We start from the raw sequence: 17,338 nt of genomic DNA, 5'->3' as shown, positions 1-17,338 counted from the left end.
TTATAGATTAAGAAAAGTATAGGTGAATTGATATGCAAACTAACAAGAGCTTTTCCGATCGCTTCGATTGGTCGCTCACCTTTATATTGTTCCTGTTTTTCATCGTCAGCTTGGTCGCAATCTCTTCTGCCCAGACTTCCGGGCAGTACTTGACCAATTTCGTCCCACGCCAGGCGCTGTTCTACATCGTGTCAGCTGGAATGATCGCGGTATTGATGTACTTCGATACCGACCAATACAAAAAAATGGCGTATTATTTATACGGAGCGGGCATTTTGCTCTTACTCGCCCTTATGATTGCACCGGACGGGCAAGGCCAGATCGCACAGCCGATCAATGGCGCAAAAGCCTGGTTCCATACGCCATTCGTCAATATCCAGCCAGCCGAGTTCATGAAAACCTTCTATATTCTAGCGCTCGCGAAAATGATTTCTTCGCATCATGAACATCATGTGCTGAGCACCATCAAAACCGATTTGCTGCTGCTCGGGAAAATCGCCTTCATGCTCGCGGTGCCACTCGGCTTCATCCTGCTCCAGCCCGACCTTGGAACGGCACTGGTGTTCATCGCCATTACTTTGGCCATCGTGGTCGTCTCCGGGATCTCCTGGAAAATCATCTTGCCAAGCTTCGGCGGTGTCGCGCTCATTGGCGTTACCTTGTTATGGATGACGCTCAATATGCAGGATTTGCTGGGGCGCTTCGGCTTGAAGCCCTATATGTTCGAGCGCATCTACACATGGCTTGATCCATATTCCTATGCAGAGTCAGGGGGCTATAACCTGATCGCTGCCTTGAATGCGATCGGTTCCGGGGAAGTGTTCGGCAAAGGCTACCAAGGCCGCCAAGTATACGTTCCGGAAAACCATACCGATTTCATCTTTACCGTCATCTCGGAAGATTTCGGCTTTATCGGGGCAAGCGCCGTCATTATTTTGTTCTTCATGCTCATTTATCATTTGACGAAAATCACGCTTCAATTCAAGGATACCTTCAGTACTTATGTGTGTGCCGGCATCATTGCAATGATCACGTTCCACGTCTTCCAGAATATCGGCATGACCATCCAATTGCTGCCAATCACCGGGATCCCGCTTCCTTTTATCAGCTACGGGGGCAGCTCCTTGATCGGCAATATGCTCGCACTCGGCGTTGTCTTCAGCATGCGATTCCATCACAAGAATTATATGTTCGACCGCTCTAGCCAAAATTCATAAGTACAATAAAAACTCCGGCGCAGTGGGCGTCGGAGTTTTTTTATGAAGAATGCGATGAGGCTTGCGTAGGTTGCGGCAATGCCAGGGTTTTGCTGAGCTCAACACGGGATTTTGTTATCGTCGCTTGGACGCCAAGTTTTGCCAGATTCGATACAATGTTGCGGATCTCTCCATTTTTAATCATCCATGATCACCTCTTTATAGAGTAGTTGTTGCTATTTGGACGTGTGCAGATCTCGCTGATGTGACTGTTCCGTTCGAAATAGTTGACTTTTCCTTATCTACGTATATAATACCATCATTTCAGGGTTTCAAACGTATCAATTTGATGACAAATGCAAAGTCTGAGTTAATCTCTTGATTCGCATACCCCCTTAAGGTATACTCGGGGTGTAATCAAAACTATTCATTTGTCGATTGGATAAAGCCGGCGAACGATTCGCTAGCCGAAAAATTGGAGGGGATTTGAATGAGTGAAGCAATCGAAGAAATACCAGCCCCTGATGCCTGCAGAAAAAGCCACCATCCCCCTTCGGTCAAGCGGGATTTGACGAACCGGCTGAATCGCATCGAAGGGCAAGTGCGCGGCATCAAAGGCATGGTGGACCGGGATGTCTATTGTGATGACATTATTACGCAATTGGCTGCTACCCAGTCTGCATTGAACAGCGTAACGAAAGTGCTGCTCGACGGCCATTTAAAAGGCTGTGTTAAAGACCGCCTGGCTTCAGGCGATGAAGAGATTCTGGATGAATTGCTCGTCACGTTCCAAAAGTTGATGAGAAAATAATAATATAAAAATCAAGGAGGAATTTTTCATGAAAGAACAAGTCCATTTGCAAGTAAGCGGCATGAGCTGCCAACATTGTGTAAAATCCGTAGAAGACAGCGTCGGCGCACTTTCTGGCGTCGAAAAAGTAGATGTTTCACTTGAACAAGGCGCAGTGGATGTCACATATGACAGCGCGAATGTCGATGTGGCTCAAATCGCCTCAGCTATCGAAGATCAAGGCTATGATGTAGCAGCATTGAGCGAATAACTGCGGAAACGCAGTTATTTTTTTCAAAACAATATACCCCTATAAGGTATGAAGGTGGGATTCCCAATGGCAATAAAGCAAACGGAATTGCCGATCACCGGCATGACCTGTGCTGCGTGTGCGAATCGGGTCGAGAAAGGCTTGCAGAAGCTCCCTGGCGTGTCCGAGGCGACGGTCAATTTCGCAACTGAAAAAGCATCGGTCAATTTCGATGACGAACAATCCAATTTGAACGATTTGCATCAAAAAGTCGAACAGCTCGGCTATGGCATCCAGCAAGAAGAAGTCGATTTTTCGATCCAGGGCATGACCTGCGCAAACTGTTCAGCGCGAATCGAAAAGGCGCTGAACCGAATGGACGGTGTCGAAAACGCGACAATCAATTTGGCGCTAGAAAGCGGCCATGTGGTTTACAGCCCAGGCACTTTGACTCCTGAAGCTTTCGTCCAAAAAATCCAATCGCTCGGCTATGACGCCGTGCTCGAGCAGGACCAGCAGGAAGCGACCGATTACAAAGAACAGGAAATCAAGAAAAAGACTCGCCTTTTCTGGATATCTGCCGCTTTCTCACTGCCGCTCCTATGGACAATGTTCAGTCATTTCACATTTACGTCCTGGATGTATGTCCCTGAGTTCCTGATGAACCCGTTTGTGCAATGGGCGCTTGCGACGCCGGTGCAATTCTGGGTCGGCGCGACCTTCTATAAAGGCGCCTATTTCGCATTAAAAAACAAAAGCGCCAATATGGATGTATTGGTTGCACTCGGTACATCGGCCGCCTATTTCTACAGCGTCTATCTGGTCCTTGCAAACTTAGGGATGGGCCATAATATGGGCTTGTATTTCGAAACGAGTGCCGTCTTGATCACCTTGATCGTTCTCGGCAAAGTATTTGAAGCCCGCGCGAAAGGCCGCTCGTCCGATGCCATCAAGAAACTGATGAAGTTGCAGCCGCAGCATGCGCTAGTCGAACGCGGCGAAGAATTCATCAGTGTGTCGATTACAGATGTCAAAGAAGGCGATATCCTGTTGATCAAACCGGGCGCTTCGATTCCTGTCGATGCGGCGGTTGTTTCTGGCAGTTCCGCTGTTGACGAGTCGATGCTGACCGGGGAAAGCCTGCCGGTCGATAAGTCGGCGGGCGATGCGGTATTCGCCGCGACCGTCAATGCCAATGGTTCATTGAAAGTGCGCGCCGATAAGATCGGCAAAGACACGGTGTTATCGAATATCATCCGCGTTGTCGAACAGGCGCAAGGGTCGAAAGCGCCGATTCAACGGCTGGCTGACCAAATTTCAGGTATATTCGTGCCGATTGTTGTCGGCATTGCAATCGTGACGTTCTTGATCTGGTACTTCCTGGTCGCTCCGGGAGATTTCGGTGCAGCGCTGACCAGCACGATCGCCGTTCTCGTCATCGCCTGCCCTTGTGCGCTGGGACTTGCTACCCCGACGTCGATCATGGCCGGTTCTGGACGCGCCGCTGAACAAGGCGTGTTGTTTAAAACTGCCGAATCGCTGGAAACGACGAAACATATCGATACGATTGTGCTCGATAAAACCGGCACCATCACCAACGGCAAACCGGTCGTCACTGACTTTATCTCGGTGCCGGATATCGATGCCGAACAAGTCAAACGGCTTGTGGCAAGCGCGGAAAGCGAATCCGAGCACCCCGTTGCACAGGCAATTGCAGACTTCGGTGCTGCTGGGCTTGCGGTCAGCAGATTTGAAGCAGTTCCTGGACACGGCATCAAAGCGCATGTCGATGGCCAGGACGTTTGGGTCGGCAACCGCCGCTTGCTTGACGGCATCGCAGTCGACGAACAAGCGGCCGAACAATTGGAACAAGACGGCAAGACCGCGATGTTCATTGCCATCGACGGAAAATACGCGGGCCTTATCGCTGTCGCAGACACGATAAAAGATTCCGCAAAAGCCGCCGTTGAAGAAATGAAACGCATGGGGCTGCGCGTCGTCATGCTGACCGGCGACCAGCAGCGCACCGCCGATGCCATCGCCAGACAAGTCGGCATCGATGAAGTCGTAGCCGGCGTACTGCCTGCTGAAAAAGCCGGACATGTAGCGAAGTTGCAAGAACAAGGACGCAAAGTTGCGATGGCTGGAGACGGCTTAAACGATGCACCGGCACTTGCCACTGCCGATATCGGCATGGCCATGGGCACTGGCACTGCCATCGCCATGGAAGCGGCCGACATCACTTTGATGCAAGGCGATTTGATGCGCGTTGCGGATGCTGTCCGCATGAGCCGCCTGACGGTCCGCAACATCAAGCAAAACCTGTTCTGGGCGCTCGCCTATAACTCGGTCGGCATTCCGATTGCCGCTGCCGGCTTCCTAGCACCTTGGCTCGCAGGCGCAGCGATGGCGTTCAGTTCCGTTTCCGTCGTCATGAACGCATTGCGTTTGCAGCGCGTAAAATTGAATAAATAAACAAATCCCAAAGCTCCCGGCTGCTATCAAGCAAGCGGGAGCTTTTTCGGTGCTTATCTTTTTTCTGCTGCCGTTGTTCTGAGTGGCAAACAAGAGTAAAATGAAAACACCAGTCTTTGCAGAAAGCAGGAATTCCTTTATGAAGAAAACCATTTTATTGCTCATGTCGGTCCAGTTTTTCGTCTATCTTGGCTTCGGCTTGATCATCCCGATACTCCCAGAAGTAATCGTCCAACAAGGCTATGCGGATATCCACGTCGGGGGCTTGATTACGATATATGCGCTCTCGTCCTTTTTTACCGCGCCATTATGGGGCAGATTATCTGACCGTACCGGCCGCAAAAAACTGATCTTGGTCGGGCTTGCCGGCTTCGCCCTCAGTTTTTTCCTGTTTTCGCTGTTTCTCGATAATCTTATCCTGCTATACATGTCGCGCGTTATCGGCGGCTTGTTCTCAGGTGCACTTTATACAGCGGTTACGGGATATGTCGCAGACATCACGACAGATGAAGAACGCAATAAATACATGGGCCTTCTCGGCATGTCGATCGGGCTCGGCTTTATTTTCGGGCCGGCGATCGGCGGCTTGCTCGGCGCGGTCTCCTTGTCCTTGCCGTTTACCGCTTCAGCTATCCTTGTGCTGTTATTGATGGTCTATGCAAGCATCGTCTTGAAAGAACCGGTGCGCAAAGGAGAAGCGGTCAAACGCAAGCTAGTGCCAAAAGGCGCCAGTACGCTTTGGCATTACCGCATCCGTTATTTGTTCGTATTCTCTTTCATGGTGACGTTCCTTCTCGCAGGTTTGGAATCAACGTTCCAATTGTTCCAGATTGACCAAATTGAAATCACCCCGCTCCAGCTCGGCTATTTGTTCATGGCCTCAGGCTTTGTGGATGCCGCGATTCAAGGCGGTGTTGTCCGCCGCGTGAAAAACGGAACGGAGACGCAGTGGATCATCGGCGCACAAATTGTCACCGCTTTAGGCTTGGTGCTGTTGCCGTTTACGACCAGCTTGGTGTTTGCCGGCGTCGCACTCAGCATCTTCACTGCAGGCAACGCCTTGGCGCGCACTGTACTCGTCTCGCTCACTTCGAAAGAAGCAGGCGGCAAATATGGGACAGCGGCTGGCATGACCTATTCGATGGACAATCTCGGGCGCATTATCGGCCCGCTGTTTTTCACTTGGCTACTCACCATGCAATCCGGCGCCATCTATTATCTTTCCGGCGGATTGGCCATTTTCAGCATCATCTTGATCGTCCTGTTCAAAGCTTCCAAAAAATCGTTGCGCTATACAGAACAACAAACCGGCCAGACCCCGGCATAGAAAATCCCCGGACAGCTTGGCTGTCCGGGGATTTTCTATAGATATAACAAAACGATCCAAATGATGTGGAGCGATAATATGCTGATATATAAAAAATTAGTTACCAAGAGAAAATAGCGCCAGATCCGCGACTCAAGCCGCACAAGCGGGGTAAAGAGGAACGCGGCAAGACAAGCAGATAACAACACCTTAAGTATAAAGATCGCAAACGGCGGCAATCCGCTAAGCAAGGGATTCGCTTCTTCAATCGCTCCTGCCAATAGCCCCCAATAAGTCAAAAAGCCGTCCGCTAAATTCAATACAATCAATGTCCAGATCGGTTTCTTTAGCGGCGTTGTCAATTGCTTAGACATGGCACGCACCTCTCTTCCCTGTAAATTAATTTATTTATGGATAAAAAAGGCATTCAATCAGTTGAACTGATTGAATGCCTGAAAATCCTTAATATGGCGTGCCTCCGTTTATATGGAGGACTTGACCGGTGACGTAGGATGAATCGTCGGAAGCCAAGTATACATACCCTGGCGCCAGTTCATCGGGTTGCCCGGGCCGTCCGAGCGGCGTGCCGCTTCCGAAGCCTTCGACATCTTCCGCCGAAAAAGAAGCTGGAATGAGCGGCGTCCAAATCGGGCCGGGTGCCACGCCATTGACCCGGATGCCTTCTTTTGCGAGCGATCCGGACAAGGCTCGGGTGAATGCCAGAATTGCGCCTTTGGTTGACGAATAATCGATTAGGCTTGGCTCGCCGCGGAATGCGGTAATCGATGTGGTATTGATGATCGATGCGCCAGGTTTCAAATGGTCCAGTGCGGCTTTTGTCAGGTGGAACATGCTGAAGATATTAGTGCGGAAGGTTTTTTCCAGCTGCTCTGCCGTGATATCCCTTAGCGATTCCTGTACATGCTGCTCTGCGGCATTGTTGACCAGCACATCGAGTTTCCCAAATCCCTCGATTACTTGCGCAATAACTTGTTTGCAAAACGCCTCATCGCCTATGTCTCCAGCGATGAGCAGGCACTTGCGCCCCTCTTTTTCGACGAGCTGCTTCGTTTCCTCGGCATCTTCGTGTTCATCCAGATAGGCAATCGCGACGTCTGCCCCTTCTTTTGCAAAAGCGACGGCGATGGCTCGGCCGATTCCGCTATCGCCTCCGGTTATGAGAGCGGCTTTGCCAGGCAAACGCTGCGAAGCCCCTGCCAGATTCCCCTGGAAATCTGGGTGCGGTTTCATTTCATTCTCAAATCCAGGCTGGCGCTCCTGATGCTGCGCCGGCACTTTTTCCACTTTGTCTTTCATCGTGCATCTCCACCTTTCTCGAGTTTTATATCTCCTCCGCTTTTCCCTTTCCATGTTCTCCTAAAACATGGAATCGCTTGGACGCAAAAAACAACCGCCTATTCGGAAGAAGGCGGTTGTTGTGGATTCAGGACAATACTTTATCAAATGGCTTTTCCGCAAGCTCGGGATAAGCTTCGCGAATGATGGCCGGGCGCATGCTGTAAGCCGTCAAGATCAATAGGCACAGGCTGCAAGCCCATAACACGTATTGCGCCGGCACCAGGTCATAGAGCAAGCCGAACAGCAAATAGCCAAGCGGCATCATGGCCATCGCCATCGATTCCAGGATTCCGAAGACGCGGCCACGATATTCTTCGTCGACATCTTTTTGCATCATGACCCCGATTGGCGTGTTGACGAAGACATTGGAGATGCCGAACGCCAGCATCAGGAAGAGCAGGTAGATGACATTGCCCCAATAGGACAAGCCAGCGACCAGTGGCAGTGAGACCGCCGCAAGCAACAGCGACATGATCATAATGGCACGTTTGGAAAATTGCAGCGGGAATTTGACTTCCTTGCGCACCGAGAAATAAATCGATGCCAGCAGCATGCCGAGCGCAATCATCGCTTCAATGAAGCCAAAATGCGTCGCTTCCACTTTTAATTGCTGGACGGCGATGAACGGCAAGCCAATCATCAATGCGGAGAAGAAAAAATTCAATCCGACAGCCGTTGTGACGATGACGGTGATGACACGGTTTTTCCGCAGGTAGGCAGCACCTTCTTTCATGCCCTGCCAGACGCCCTGCTTGTCTTCTGCAGACTCCGTTTCGACGCGTCTTGTATAGAGCCGGAAGTTCATCGTCGCTTCGAGTGCCGCAGCAAGTGCGTAGGCGATCACTTGGATCAGCAGGAAAACGTTCATCGACACAAAGCCGAACAGCATGCCGCCGATGACTGGCCCTCCGATTGTGGCGATGGCTAATGCCGATTGGTTATAACCCATCGCTTTTTGGATGCGTTCCGGGTCGATTAAATTGGCGATGGAAGATGAAAAGGCGACGCTGGTAAACATGGAACTGACGGAAATCAATGCAGTCGCCGTGTAGATTGCCGCAAGCGACAGGCCGTTTGACATACTGTAGAGCAAAAGCCCGCCGACGGATAAGACGCTCGCTGCCTGAGACAGCAGCACCACGGCTTTTTTCGGGTAATTATCCGCGACGTAGCCGGCATAAGGCGCAAATAAAGTCCGGGGCAGGATGCTGCAGATTAAGTTGATGGCGAAACTGGCGGCGGAACCGGTCAAAGCCAGGACGTAGAGGCTGATGCCGAATGCGTATACCGAACTGCCAAATGTGGAAATCAATTTGCTGATGGTGAACGTATACAGATGGTACGTAGCCTGTTTGATTTTACCCACTTCGTTCATGTTTTTCGCTCCCTTTTCAAAAAGTTTAATTTAATTAAACAAAATATATCACGCATTTATTCGCAATGCAAGAGAAAGTTTAATATAATTAAACAAATAACCATTATTATTTTCTAGATAAGCGACATTGATGGTTGTACTCATTTACAATGGATATAAAAATACTCTAAAGAACAGCACCAAGATGATACATTATAGAAAAAGCAGGTGAGTTTATGGCAACTTTGGGGGAACGCATTAAACAAATACGAAAAGAGCAAGGCCTGACTTTGCAGGCGCTTGCCGGAGATGAGCTGTCGAAGGGCATGCTCAGTTTGATCGAGAACAACAAAGCGAATCCGTCGATGGAGAGCCTTTCCTATATTGCGGAGCGGCTTGGAATCGATCGAACCGAATTGCTCCAGGAGATACCGACCGCGGAGCTTCGCGCTTTGCTCGATGAAATTGAAGACAAGCGCCGGAACGTTTCGGGCACTAGCGAAGAAATGGTGGCAGGCTATGAGGAGATTGCAGATCGCATCCACCCTTATGTTGAGAAATTGCCGTTTCGCTACGAATCGGCGCGGCTGCTTGAAATCTATAGCCGCTGTTGTTATCACTCGAAACGTTACGATTGGAAACCGGCGTTCGATCGTGCTGAAGCGATATATGAACAACTGCATTTAATTAATTCCATCGCTGACCTTCATATGTTTCGTGCGCTGATGAAATTCACTGAACATCATTACGCAGAAGCCTTATCCACATTGCAGGAATCTCGTAAATTAATCCAAGAACAAACTGGCAGCCTTGATCCATTAAAGAAACTGGATTTCGATTATTATGAGTCCATCCTGTATTCCGCTACTGGAGATAAGGAAAATGCCCGCCGGATGATGGAAGAAGCTATCTCCTATTCCAAGAAACAGCAGATTTTCTATCAGATTAATGCGCTCTACAGGTTAGCAGGCTTTGAAGCGCTTCTTGCTGGTGATATAGAGCGCAAGGATTATTACGTCGGCAAGCTTAAACTTTTTGCCGAGTTTTCAGAGGATCCTGAAATTGGAGCCTATGCCACTGCCATCGAAATCCATTATTTGAATTCGTTCACCCATGAATACGAAAAAGCCGACCAGCTGCTCGAAAAAATGCGCCAATTGCTAGATGAAGAGGATTTTTACTTCTTGGAAAAAGGCAAGGTACTTTTCGGCATGGGTCGGATCGAGGAAGCACTAGACTGTTTCAAACAACACCGCATGAACCTTTTCATTCACCACCCTTATGATTTATCGATGCATTACGAAAAAGAAGCCTATATGGCCTTGATTTATGAACAATTAGGCGATCATGAGCAAGCGAAAATCTATGCACAACAAGCCAAAGAATTGATCGAACCAATGCCGGACCTCCCGTATAAACAGTTCATCTTGGAGACGCACCGGAAAATCTTTGGCAAGGCGGACTGATAGTCAAGGTCCACACAAAAACGGCAGGAAAGATAAGATCGAACTACGTGAGAGCTTATTTTTGCGATGCAATGCTCTGCATTATTAAGCAAAAGCAATCACCAGCAAACGCTTCTTCAACTATTGGGACAGGGCTTTGATTCTTGAATGCAGAAAAGGCAGGAGACCCGGGTCTCCTGCCTTTTCTTATTTAATTTCTTCGAAAGCTTCTTCAATATCATATAAGCTGACGTCGAGATCCAAGGTTTCGCCAGTGGCGAGTTTCGCGAGTTGCATGCCGAGATACGGTCCCGCCGTAAGCCCTGATGCACCGAGTGCGTTGGCGGCGAAAAGCTGCGCTTGCCCCGGTACTTGGCCGATGAACGGCAAGGCGCTGAGTGTCGCCGGGCGGAACCCGGTGGCTGCGCCCGTGAATTCAGCTGCGGCAAGCCCTGGCGCGACGTCCAAAGTTTTCTCCAGGATATGAAAAATGCCGCCGGCGGTCAGTTTAGCGTCAAAGCCGGCATTGTTCTCGTGGGTGGCACCCGCGACGATGCGCCCATCTTCAAACGGCACGATGTATTGGCCGAAAGGCACCATTGCAACCGGCCAGTCGCCTGTCCCGGACTCACTAGACTGCAGATGCAAAATTTGCGCCTTTTGAGGAACGACTTTCAATTGAAGCCCGAGCGGTTTGAACAGTTCCGCAGCCCACGCGCCGCCCGCTGAGATAATCCGCTCTGCCCTCAAACTTTCGCCGTTTACTGACACGCCTGTTGCCTGCCCCACTTCTATCAGCAGCTTGGCGTCACCTTGGATGAATTTTGCGCCCAGTCGCTTGGCAGAACGGATAAGCGCATCACGGATGGCGCTGCCGTCGACACGCGCCGCCCCACTGACATACAAAGAGCCGTAACGGTCGCCGGCATACGGGAACTTGGCTTTTGTCTCTTCCGGGGTCAATCGTTCGAGTTCGCCCATTTCTGGAGATCCCGCTTGGCGTTCGCGCGCTTTCTGTTCCATTTTGTCGAGTTTCGATTCTTCGTGGATGCTGACGATGCCCACTTGCTTGTAGCCGGTCTCTTTTTCCCCAAGTGCTTCGAGTTCTTTAATGAGAACCGGGTAATAGGCGGCGCCGTTTGAGGCGAGACGGTACCAGGCCTGGTTGCGCCTTTGCGAGATCCACGGGCAGACGATGCCTGCTGCCGCACCTGTCGCCTGGCCGCGGTCCGCCCGGTCGATCAATGTGACGCTGTTCCCTGCTTTTACCGCATAATATGCTGCGCTTGCCCCGACGATGCCGGAGCCGATGATGATGATTGATTTCATTTTTCTGCACCTTGCTTCCTTGACAATCTTCTTTCCATTCTAACGAATCGCGGCAGGAGACTCAAATTGCGCTGGGCTGGATTGGAAATCTTCATTTCGGGTAAAGCAATCATATGAAGAAAATCCAATGGACGAATCTTAAGGAGGAATCAATGTTTATGGAACGCAGCACTGAAACTGAGGCACTCATGCCGATGACATCGATCCGCAGCGGCTCGGGCATCGAAATCGCTCCGGATACGTATTGCTATACGACGAAAATCTCCAATGTCTTCTTGATCGGAAATCCGTCCATCAGCCCACGCTGGGTATTGGTGGATGCTGGCATGCCGCATTCCGCCGAAAAGATATTGAAGGAAGCTGAAAATCGTTTCGGCCCGGACCAGCAATTGCAGTCAATCTTACTGACGCACGGCCATTTCGACCATGTCGGCGCACTCATCGATATTCTTGAAAAGCATCCGGTCCCTGTCTACGCACACCCTGAGGAATTCCCGTACTTGACCGGAAAAGAAGATTATCCCGAGCCCGATTCCACTGTAGAAGGCGGAATGGTCGCGAAAATGTCCAAGACTTTCCCGGTAAAAGCCATCGACATTTCCGAGCATTTGGTCGAGCTTCCGGCAGACGGCAGCATCCCTGATTTGCCGAACTGGCGCTGGCTCCATACACCCGGCCATACAAAAGGCCATGTTTCCTTCTTCAAAGACGTCGGCCGCGTACTGATCGCAGGAGATGCATTTGTCACGGTCAAGCAGGATTCACTTTATAAAGTGATGCGCCAGAAAAAAGAAGTGCATGGCCCGCCGGTGTATTTAACGACCGATTGGCGCGCCGCCTGGGAATCGGTGTCCAAACTTGTGGACTTGAAACCTTCTTTCGCTGCCACTGGACACGGCAAGCCGATGAAAGGTTCTGTCTTGGCTAAAGGCCTCGTCGAGCTCGCGGATCATTTCCCGGACGTCGCCGTTCCATCTTACGGAAAGTTTGTCCATACGAAATGAAAAATTAAAAGAGCGCTTACATAGGCGTTCTTTTTTTATTGCAGATAAAAGTTTTGGAACTTTTCAGAAATCCTGTTTAGCATTTCCTAAATATGGGTATATATAATATGCACTCCCACCTTTTTCGGGCGGGAGGAAATAACGAACGGAGATGAACGACAATGACCAAACAAGTGCTTTTTGTATCAGACCATGGCGATCCTTTGGCAAAGCTCGGCGGAAAACAAGCAGGCGGCCAAAACAATTACGTCAAGCAACTGGCACTCGCTCTTGAAAATAGAGGGTGGCAGGTGGATGTCGTTACCCATTGGTGCGATGAAAACGCCCCACAAGTTGAACATTTCGGTGAACGCTGCCGCGTGATCCGTGTAGAAGCCGGCTATAAAGGATTCGTTTCAAAAAATGAAATGTACTCCATGCTCCCGGCATTTTATGAAGAAATGAAACGGCTATTGCCGCTATCGAATTACGATATCGTCCATACCCATTATTGGCTTTCAGGATTGATTGGCAAGAAGCTCAAAGAAGAATTCGGGCTGCCTTATATCCATACATCCCACTCGCTCGGATGGGCCAAGGAAGAAGCGACCGGCACGCATGACGCACGGCGTGAAAAAGCGGAAGAAACCGTACTTGCCCATAGCGACCATATTTTGGCGACGACAAATACAGAAAAACAAGTAATTAAAGAGAACGTTTCCGCCGCTTCTCCCATCTCAGTAATCCCCATCGGAGTCGACGAGGCGTTTCGCGTCCGCGGCAGCCGACACCATATCCGGAAAAAATTCGGCTACGAGGACCCCCTCTTCGTTTTTGCAGGCCGTCTGGAAGCAACGAAAGGCATTTTCACTTTATTGAAAGCTTTCAAGCTTCTTGCAGAAAAAAGTGGCAGCCGCTACACACCTGAATTGGTGATTGCCGGCGGTGAACCTGATGCTATCGACCCTGACACAGGCTTGCCGAAAGACCTGGAGCTGCGTAAAGCGGTACGGGGTATTGAACAGCATGTCCGCTTTGTCGGACCGAAAAACCAAGAACAATTGGCATTGCTGTTCAATTCAGCTACCGCCACCATCGTCCCGAGTTTCTACGAATCGTTCGGCATGGTTGCAGCTGAAGCACAAGCTTGCGGCAGCCCGGTCATCGCCTCGAAAGTCGGCGGCTTGAAAAATGTCGTTGAAGATGGCGTCAGCGGTTTGCTTGTCGAAGCTCAAAATGAAATCGATCTGGCGATTGCAATGGAAGTACTTTCTGTCAATTCGCTGCTGGTTGAGCGCCTTAGCCGCCAAGCGGTGCGCATTGCCCGTAAAGATTTCAATTGGGATAGCATTTCAAAAAAAATAAATACATTGTATGAGGTGATTATCCGTGAACGGAGCAACACACTTGCTAGCGACCGACCTGGACGGAACCTTAGTCGGTGATAGAGCCGGGCTCGAGGAGTTGCTGGATTTCTATGAACAGCAGCCTTACGAAGTCGGCTTGATCTATATTACCGGCCGCCATCTTGCTTCTGCACAACAGTTGATTGCAGATGAAGGGCTCCCGATTCCACAAGCTCTTGTCACCGATGTCGGGACCGAAATCTATACGGGAACCAATTTTTCTAAAGATGAAAATTGGGAAGCCCATTTGATGGACGATTGGGCGCCCGAGCAAGTCGAAGCGCTAGCGAAGACAATCGACGGCTTGACCCCGCAAGATTTGCCTGTGACAAGCCGGCGCTCCTACCATGTCACGGAGGTACAAGCGGTCGAACAATTCCGCAACCTCTTGGAAGCCAAAAAAGTGCCCCATAAGCTGATCTTCAGCGGCGGCAAAGACTTGGACATCCTGCCATCGAATAGCGGGAAAGGCCAGGCACTCCGCTACCTGTTGGAACGCCACGGAATTTCCGATGCTAAACTGCTGGTCGCGGGTGATTCCGGAAACGACTTGGAAATGCTGACGCTCGGTTTTCCTTCCGTCATCGTCGGAAACGCACAGCCGGAACTCAAAACCCACGAAGACCACCCACTCATTTTCCGTGCAAATCGGCATTGCGCCGGCGGAATTCACGAGGCGTGGAACCATTTTCATGTAGACTGAACCCTTTGGAGAACGCGTTTCTTCCAAAGGGTTTTCTTGTGCTGCTATGGGTAATCATTTGTTTTTTCAGCCATTTCGTTTATATTTAGAAGGAAGACATTTTACGAATCAAGTGGGCCGCGCCCATACATAAACATGCTGAAAATCTATATAAAGGAGGACTGAAGATGAGCAAAGTCGCCAATCTGCAAAAAGAATCACTCGCGATGCTGAAACAAACGAGCCGGACCTTTTTCATTCCGATCAGCTTTTTGGATCCTGTCCTGAAAAAAACCGTCGGCTCCGCCTATTTGTGCATGCGCGCAATCGATGAAATTGAAGATCATCCCGAGCTTCCTGCTGAAGTGAAAGCGTCTCTTCTGCGCTCCATCCAACATATGCTCGAAACGGATATGGACGAAACGGAATATGCGGCGCTTGTCGCCCCTTACGCGGATTATTTGCCATCCGTAACAATGCGGCTTCCGGATTGGATCGAAGTATGCCCGCCCGAAATTCGCGGAAAAGTTCTCGAATCGACAGCCATCATGGCTGGCGGCATGGCCAAATGGGTCGAAAAAGACTGGGTCATCCATACGCGCGAAGACTTGGATGATTACACTTATTATGTCGCAGGGCTCGTCGGTGTCATGCTTTCTGATCTTTGGAGGTGGCATGACGGCACCGAAACCGATACAGAACTCGCCATCGGATTCGGCCGCGGTTTGCAGGCTGTCAATATGCTGCGCAATTACGATGAAGATTACGAGCGCGGCGTCACGTTCGTCCCGGACGGCTGGACGCGCGACGATATGTTCAGCTACGCACGCGAAAATCTATCGCAAGCTGACCAATATGTAAAATCCATCAAAAATAAACGCATCCTCATGTTCTGCAAAGTGCCGCTCGCACTTGCCCACAGCACCTTAAAAGCGCTCAAGTCCGGCAAGGAAAAGATGAGCCGCCAAGAAGTCGAAGGCATTGTTGAACAATTGAAAGAAGAAGAACGTCTTAGTTAAATAAAACTGCACTCTCATCCGCAGAGTGCAGTTTTTTTGTAGTCAATAAAGTTGAGAGGCAGTTAATTACAATAAAAGTTATAATAAGGAAATAACATCCACTTAGCTCTCTCTTTCTTTCAATTACACAACTAGTCTATACTAGAGGCAATAAACAATTATCCACAAAGGAGAATGGCCATGACCGTCACCATTATCAGTGTGTTGACTGCTGCAATCTTCATCTTGAACATTTTCCTTGCAGCGGCGCTGGTGTTTCTGGAACGCCGGGATGCTTCCTCCACTTGGGCATGGCTATTGGTGCTCTTCTTCATTCCGATTGCCGGATTCTTCATCTACCTGTTGCTCGGCCGCAAGCTTCGTCAAAAAAAGCTTTTTAAATGGGAAGAAGGCCGTAAACGGATCGGAATCGAAAGCCTAATCGCCCATCAAATGAATGAAATCCATGACGGCACTTTCCCTTTTCAGGATGTCAGCACAAAGGATTACAGCAATTTGATTTACCTGCATTTGCGCAATAACGGCGCGTTGTTGACCCAAAACAATCACGTGAAAATCTTCAACGACGGCCGGGAAAAATTCGATGCCCTCATTCGCGATATCGAACAAGCACAGGATCATATCCACATCCAATATTATATCTTCCGGCTGGACCAGCTCGGCAATCGCATTATGGACGCTTTGCTCGCCAAGGCGAAAGAAGGCGTAAAAGTACGCCTTCTTTATGATGACATGGGCTCTCGCAGTTTGAGCAAGCGCCATTTCAAGGAATTTTCAGCAGCCGGTGGCGAAGTGGAAACCTTCTTCCCTTCCATTATGCCGATCATCAACCCCCGGCTGAACTACCGGAACCACCGGAAGATCGTGGTCATTGACGGAAAGGTCGGCTATATCGGCGGCTTTAACGTCGGGGAGGAATATCTCGGGCTCAACCGCCGCTTCGGCTATTGGCGCGATACGCATCTCCGGCTGGAAGGAAATGCCCTTTATCCGCTCCAGACGCGCTTTATCCTCGACTGGAACCAGGCTTCTGCGCGGCACGATATTGAATATGATGAAGCGTACTTCCCTCCACAACCCGAAGAGGGCTCGACTTCGATGCAGATTGTCTCCAGCGGCCCGGACGAGGAATGGGAACAGATCAAGGACGGCTATTTAAAGCTGATCCACTTAGCGCGCGAATATATTTACATCCAGACGCCGTATTTCATTCCGGATGCGAGTTTCTATGACGCCCTCAGGATTGCGGCGCTGTCCGGAATCGATGTGCGTATCATGATCCCGAACAAACCGGACCACCCGTTTGTCTATTGGGCGACGTATTCGTACGCCGGCCAGATGTTGCGGGCCGGAGCCCGGGTGTTCATCTACGATAACGGCTTCCTGCATACGAAAATGATCGTTATTGATGATGAAGCGTCGACGGTCGGCACAGCGAATATCGATGTCCGCAGCTTCAAGTTGAATTTTGAAGTGAATGCATTCATTTACGATGAGAAGGTTTCGATGGAGCTCGCGGATATGTTCAGGCAAGATACGGAATTGTCGTCAGAGCTGACTTATGAGATGTACATGGCGAGAACCCGCATGATCAAATCGAAGGAATCCATCGCTCGCCTGTTGGCACCGATTCTATAATCAAACCAGTGAACGCCTTTCCATATGGAAGGGCGTTTTTTTCGTTTGGTGAGTTGTAGATGTGGTAGGGTTTTTAAATCAGAAAATGATAGTGGAAATTTATGGT

General features: G+C 49.9%; 16 protein-coding genes. 11 read left to right on the top strand and 5 right to left on the bottom strand.

The window, feature by feature from the left end; genetic code table 11:
• Positions 1 to 32 precede the first annotated feature (32 nt).
• On the top strand, positions 33 to 1,217 hold the full coding sequence (locus tag G3255_RS02820) for an FtsW/RodA/SpoVE family cell cycle protein (protein ID WP_211653204.1): 1,185 nt from the start codon (positions 33 to 35) through the stop codon (positions 1,215 to 1,217).
• Positions 1,218 to 1,257: 40 nt separating this feature from the next.
• Here the strand turns inward: G3255_RS02820 and G3255_RS02815 are convergent, their stop codons facing one another.
• Positions 1,258 to 1,401 (bottom strand): Lmo0850 family protein, encoded by a 144-nt coding sequence (locus tag G3255_RS02815; protein WP_211653203.1) that lies wholly within the window; start codon positions 1,399 to 1,401, stop codon positions 1,258 to 1,260.
• A gap of 285 nt (positions 1,402 to 1,686) precedes the next feature.
• Here G3255_RS02815 and G3255_RS02810 point away from each other — a divergent pair, with 285 nt between their 5' ends.
• The 4 genes from G3255_RS02810 to G3255_RS02795 all read left to right on the top strand — a co-directional run bounded on the left by G3255_RS02810 (position 1,687) and on the right by G3255_RS02795 (position 6,038).
• Positions 1,687 to 2,007, top strand: coding sequence for a metal-sensing transcriptional repressor (locus G3255_RS02810; RefSeq protein ID WP_211653202.1), 321 nt, complete (start codon positions 1,687 to 1,689; stop codon positions 2,005 to 2,007).
• A gap of 28 nt (positions 2,008 to 2,035) precedes the next feature.
• A complete protein-coding gene (gene copZ / locus G3255_RS02805; protein ID WP_068872065.1) occupies positions 2,036 to 2,257 on the top strand; it encodes a copper chaperone CopZ in 222 nt (73 codons plus the stop codon).
• A 66-nt stretch (positions 2,258 to 2,323) separates the two neighbouring features.
• Complete coding sequence (locus tag G3255_RS02800; RefSeq protein ID WP_211653201.1) at positions 2,324 to 4,711, top strand: heavy metal translocating P-type ATPase; 2,388 nt, start codon at positions 2,324 to 2,326, stop codon at positions 4,709 to 4,711.
• A gap of 139 nt (positions 4,712 to 4,850) precedes the next feature.
• Positions 4,851 to 6,038 (top strand): MFS transporter, encoded by a 1,188-nt coding sequence (locus tag G3255_RS02795; protein ID WP_211653200.1) that lies wholly within the window; start codon positions 4,851 to 4,853, stop codon positions 6,036 to 6,038.
• Positions 6,039 to 6,073: 35 nt separating this feature from the next.
• Here the strand turns inward: G3255_RS02795 and G3255_RS02790 are convergent, their stop codons facing one another.
• The 3 genes from G3255_RS02790 to G3255_RS02780 all read right to left on the bottom strand — a co-directional run bounded on the left by G3255_RS02790 (position 6,074) and on the right by G3255_RS02780 (position 8,751).
• Positions 6,074 to 6,391, bottom strand: a complete 318-nt coding sequence (locus G3255_RS02790; RefSeq protein ID WP_211653199.1) for a DUF5658 family protein — start codon at positions 6,389 to 6,391, stop codon at positions 6,074 to 6,076.
• Between the two features lie 88 nt (positions 6,392 to 6,479).
• Positions 6,480 to 7,334 carry an SDR family oxidoreductase gene (locus tag G3255_RS02785; protein ID WP_211653198.1) on the bottom strand — a complete coding sequence of 285 codons (855 nt, stop codon included), beginning with the start codon at positions 7,332 to 7,334 and terminating at the stop codon, positions 6,480 to 6,482.
• 127 nt (positions 7,335 to 7,461) lie between these two features.
• Complete coding sequence (locus G3255_RS02780; RefSeq protein ID WP_211653197.1) at positions 7,462 to 8,751, bottom strand: MFS transporter; 1,290 nt, start codon at positions 8,749 to 8,751, stop codon at positions 7,462 to 7,464.
• A gap of 215 nt (positions 8,752 to 8,966) precedes the next feature.
• On the opposite strand from G3255_RS02780, the gene G3255_RS02775 reads away from it, so the two are divergent.
• Positions 8,967 to 10,196: a helix-turn-helix domain-containing protein gene (locus G3255_RS02775; RefSeq protein WP_211653196.1), complete on the top strand. Its 1,230-nt coding sequence runs from the start codon at positions 8,967 to 8,969 to the stop codon at positions 10,194 to 10,196.
• Positions 10,197 to 10,382: 186 nt separating this feature from the next.
• Here G3255_RS02775 and G3255_RS02770 read toward each other — a convergent pair whose 3' ends face one another.
• The gene (locus G3255_RS02770) at positions 10,383 to 11,504 is read right to left on the bottom strand and encodes an NAD(P)/FAD-dependent oxidoreductase (RefSeq protein WP_211653195.1); all 1,122 of its coding nucleotides are present in this window, start codon (positions 11,502 to 11,504) and stop codon (positions 10,383 to 10,385) included.
• 152 nt (positions 11,505 to 11,656) lie between these two features.
• Here G3255_RS02770 and G3255_RS02765 point away from each other — a divergent pair, with 152 nt between their 5' ends.
• From G3255_RS02765 to cls, 5 genes are all read left to right on the top strand, one after another.
• Complete coding sequence (locus tag G3255_RS02765) at positions 11,657 to 12,508, top strand: MBL fold metallo-hydrolase (protein WP_249222050.1); 852 nt, start codon at positions 11,657 to 11,659, stop codon at positions 12,506 to 12,508.
• Positions 12,509 to 12,669: 161 nt separating this feature from the next.
• Complete coding sequence (locus G3255_RS02760; RefSeq protein WP_211653193.1) at positions 12,670 to 13,932, top strand: glycosyltransferase; 1,263 nt, start codon at positions 12,670 to 12,672, stop codon at positions 13,930 to 13,932.
• Positions 13,877 to 14,596, top strand: a complete 720-nt coding sequence (locus G3255_RS02755) for an HAD-IIB family hydrolase (RefSeq protein WP_349291403.1) — start codon at positions 13,877 to 13,879, stop codon at positions 14,594 to 14,596. The genes G3255_RS02760 and G3255_RS02755 overlap by 56 nt, the downstream gene beginning before the upstream one ends.
• A 167-nt stretch (positions 14,597 to 14,763) precedes the next feature.
• On the top strand, positions 14,764 to 15,594 hold the full coding sequence (locus tag G3255_RS02750; RefSeq protein ID WP_211653192.1) for a squalene/phytoene synthase family protein: 831 nt from the start codon (positions 14,764 to 14,766) through the stop codon (positions 15,592 to 15,594).
• Positions 15,595 to 15,774: 180 nt separating this feature from the next.
• Complete coding sequence (cls, locus tag G3255_RS02745; protein ID WP_211653191.1) at positions 15,775 to 17,232, top strand: cardiolipin synthase; 1,458 nt, start codon at positions 15,775 to 15,777, stop codon at positions 17,230 to 17,232.
• Positions 17,233 to 17,338: the final 106 nt, after the last annotated feature.

This window comes from Planococcus sp. MSAK28401 (genome assembly GCF_018283455.1).
GTDB lineage: Bacteria > Bacillota > Bacilli > Bacillales_A > Planococcaceae > Planococcus > Planococcus alpniumensis.
The sequence above is the reverse complement of the archived record's forward strand: the minus strand, read 5'-3'. Positions and strand labels throughout refer to the sequence as shown.

Excerpts from the sequence above, each read along its gene's own strand:
- G3255_RS02800 (WP_211653201.1), top strand. The coding sequence starts at position 2,324 with ATGGCAATAAAGCAAACGGAATTGCCGATCACCGGCATGACCTGTGCT.
- G3255_RS02750 (WP_211653192.1), top strand. The coding sequence starts at position 14,764 with ATGAGCAAAGTCGCCAATCTGCAAAAAGAATCACTCGCGATGCTGAAA.
- G3255_RS02785 (WP_211653198.1), bottom strand. The coding sequence starts at position 7,334 with ATGAAAGACAAAGTGGAAAAAGTGCCGGCGCAGCATCAGGAGCGCCAG.
- G3255_RS02815 (WP_211653203.1), bottom strand. The coding sequence starts at position 1,401 with ATGATTAAAAATGGAGAGATCCGCAACATTGTATCGAATCTGGCAAAA.
- copZ (WP_068872065.1), top strand. The coding sequence starts at position 2,036 with ATGAAAGAACAAGTCCATTTGCAAGTAAGCGGCATGAGCTGCCAACAT.
- G3255_RS02760 (WP_211653193.1), top strand. The coding sequence starts at position 12,670 with ATGACCAAACAAGTGCTTTTTGTATCAGACCATGGCGATCCTTTGGCA.
- G3255_RS02820 (WP_211653204.1), top strand. The coding sequence starts at position 33 with ATGCAAACTAACAAGAGCTTTTCCGATCGCTTCGATTGGTCGCTCACC.
- G3255_RS02775 (WP_211653196.1), top strand. The coding sequence starts at position 8,967 with ATGGCAACTTTGGGGGAACGCATTAAACAAATACGAAAAGAGCAAGGC.
- G3255_RS02790 (WP_211653199.1), bottom strand. The coding sequence starts at position 6,391 with ATGTCTAAGCAATTGACAACGCCGCTAAAGAAACCGATCTGGACATTG.
- G3255_RS02780 (WP_211653197.1), bottom strand. The coding sequence starts at position 8,751 with ATGAACGAAGTGGGTAAAATCAAACAGGCTACGTACCATCTGTATACG.
- G3255_RS02770 (WP_211653195.1), bottom strand. The coding sequence starts at position 11,504 with ATGAAATCAATCATCATCATCGGCTCCGGCATCGTCGGGGCAAGCGCA.
- G3255_RS02795 (WP_211653200.1), top strand. The coding sequence starts at position 4,851 with ATGAAGAAAACCATTTTATTGCTCATGTCGGTCCAGTTTTTCGTCTAT.
- cls (WP_211653191.1), top strand. The coding sequence starts at position 15,775 with ATGACCGTCACCATTATCAGTGTGTTGACTGCTGCAATCTTCATCTTG.
- G3255_RS02765 (WP_249222050.1), top strand. The coding sequence starts at position 11,657 with ATGTTTATGGAACGCAGCACTGAAACTGAGGCACTCATGCCGATGACA.
- G3255_RS02810 (WP_211653202.1), top strand. The coding sequence starts at position 1,687 with ATGAGTGAAGCAATCGAAGAAATACCAGCCCCTGATGCCTGCAGAAAA.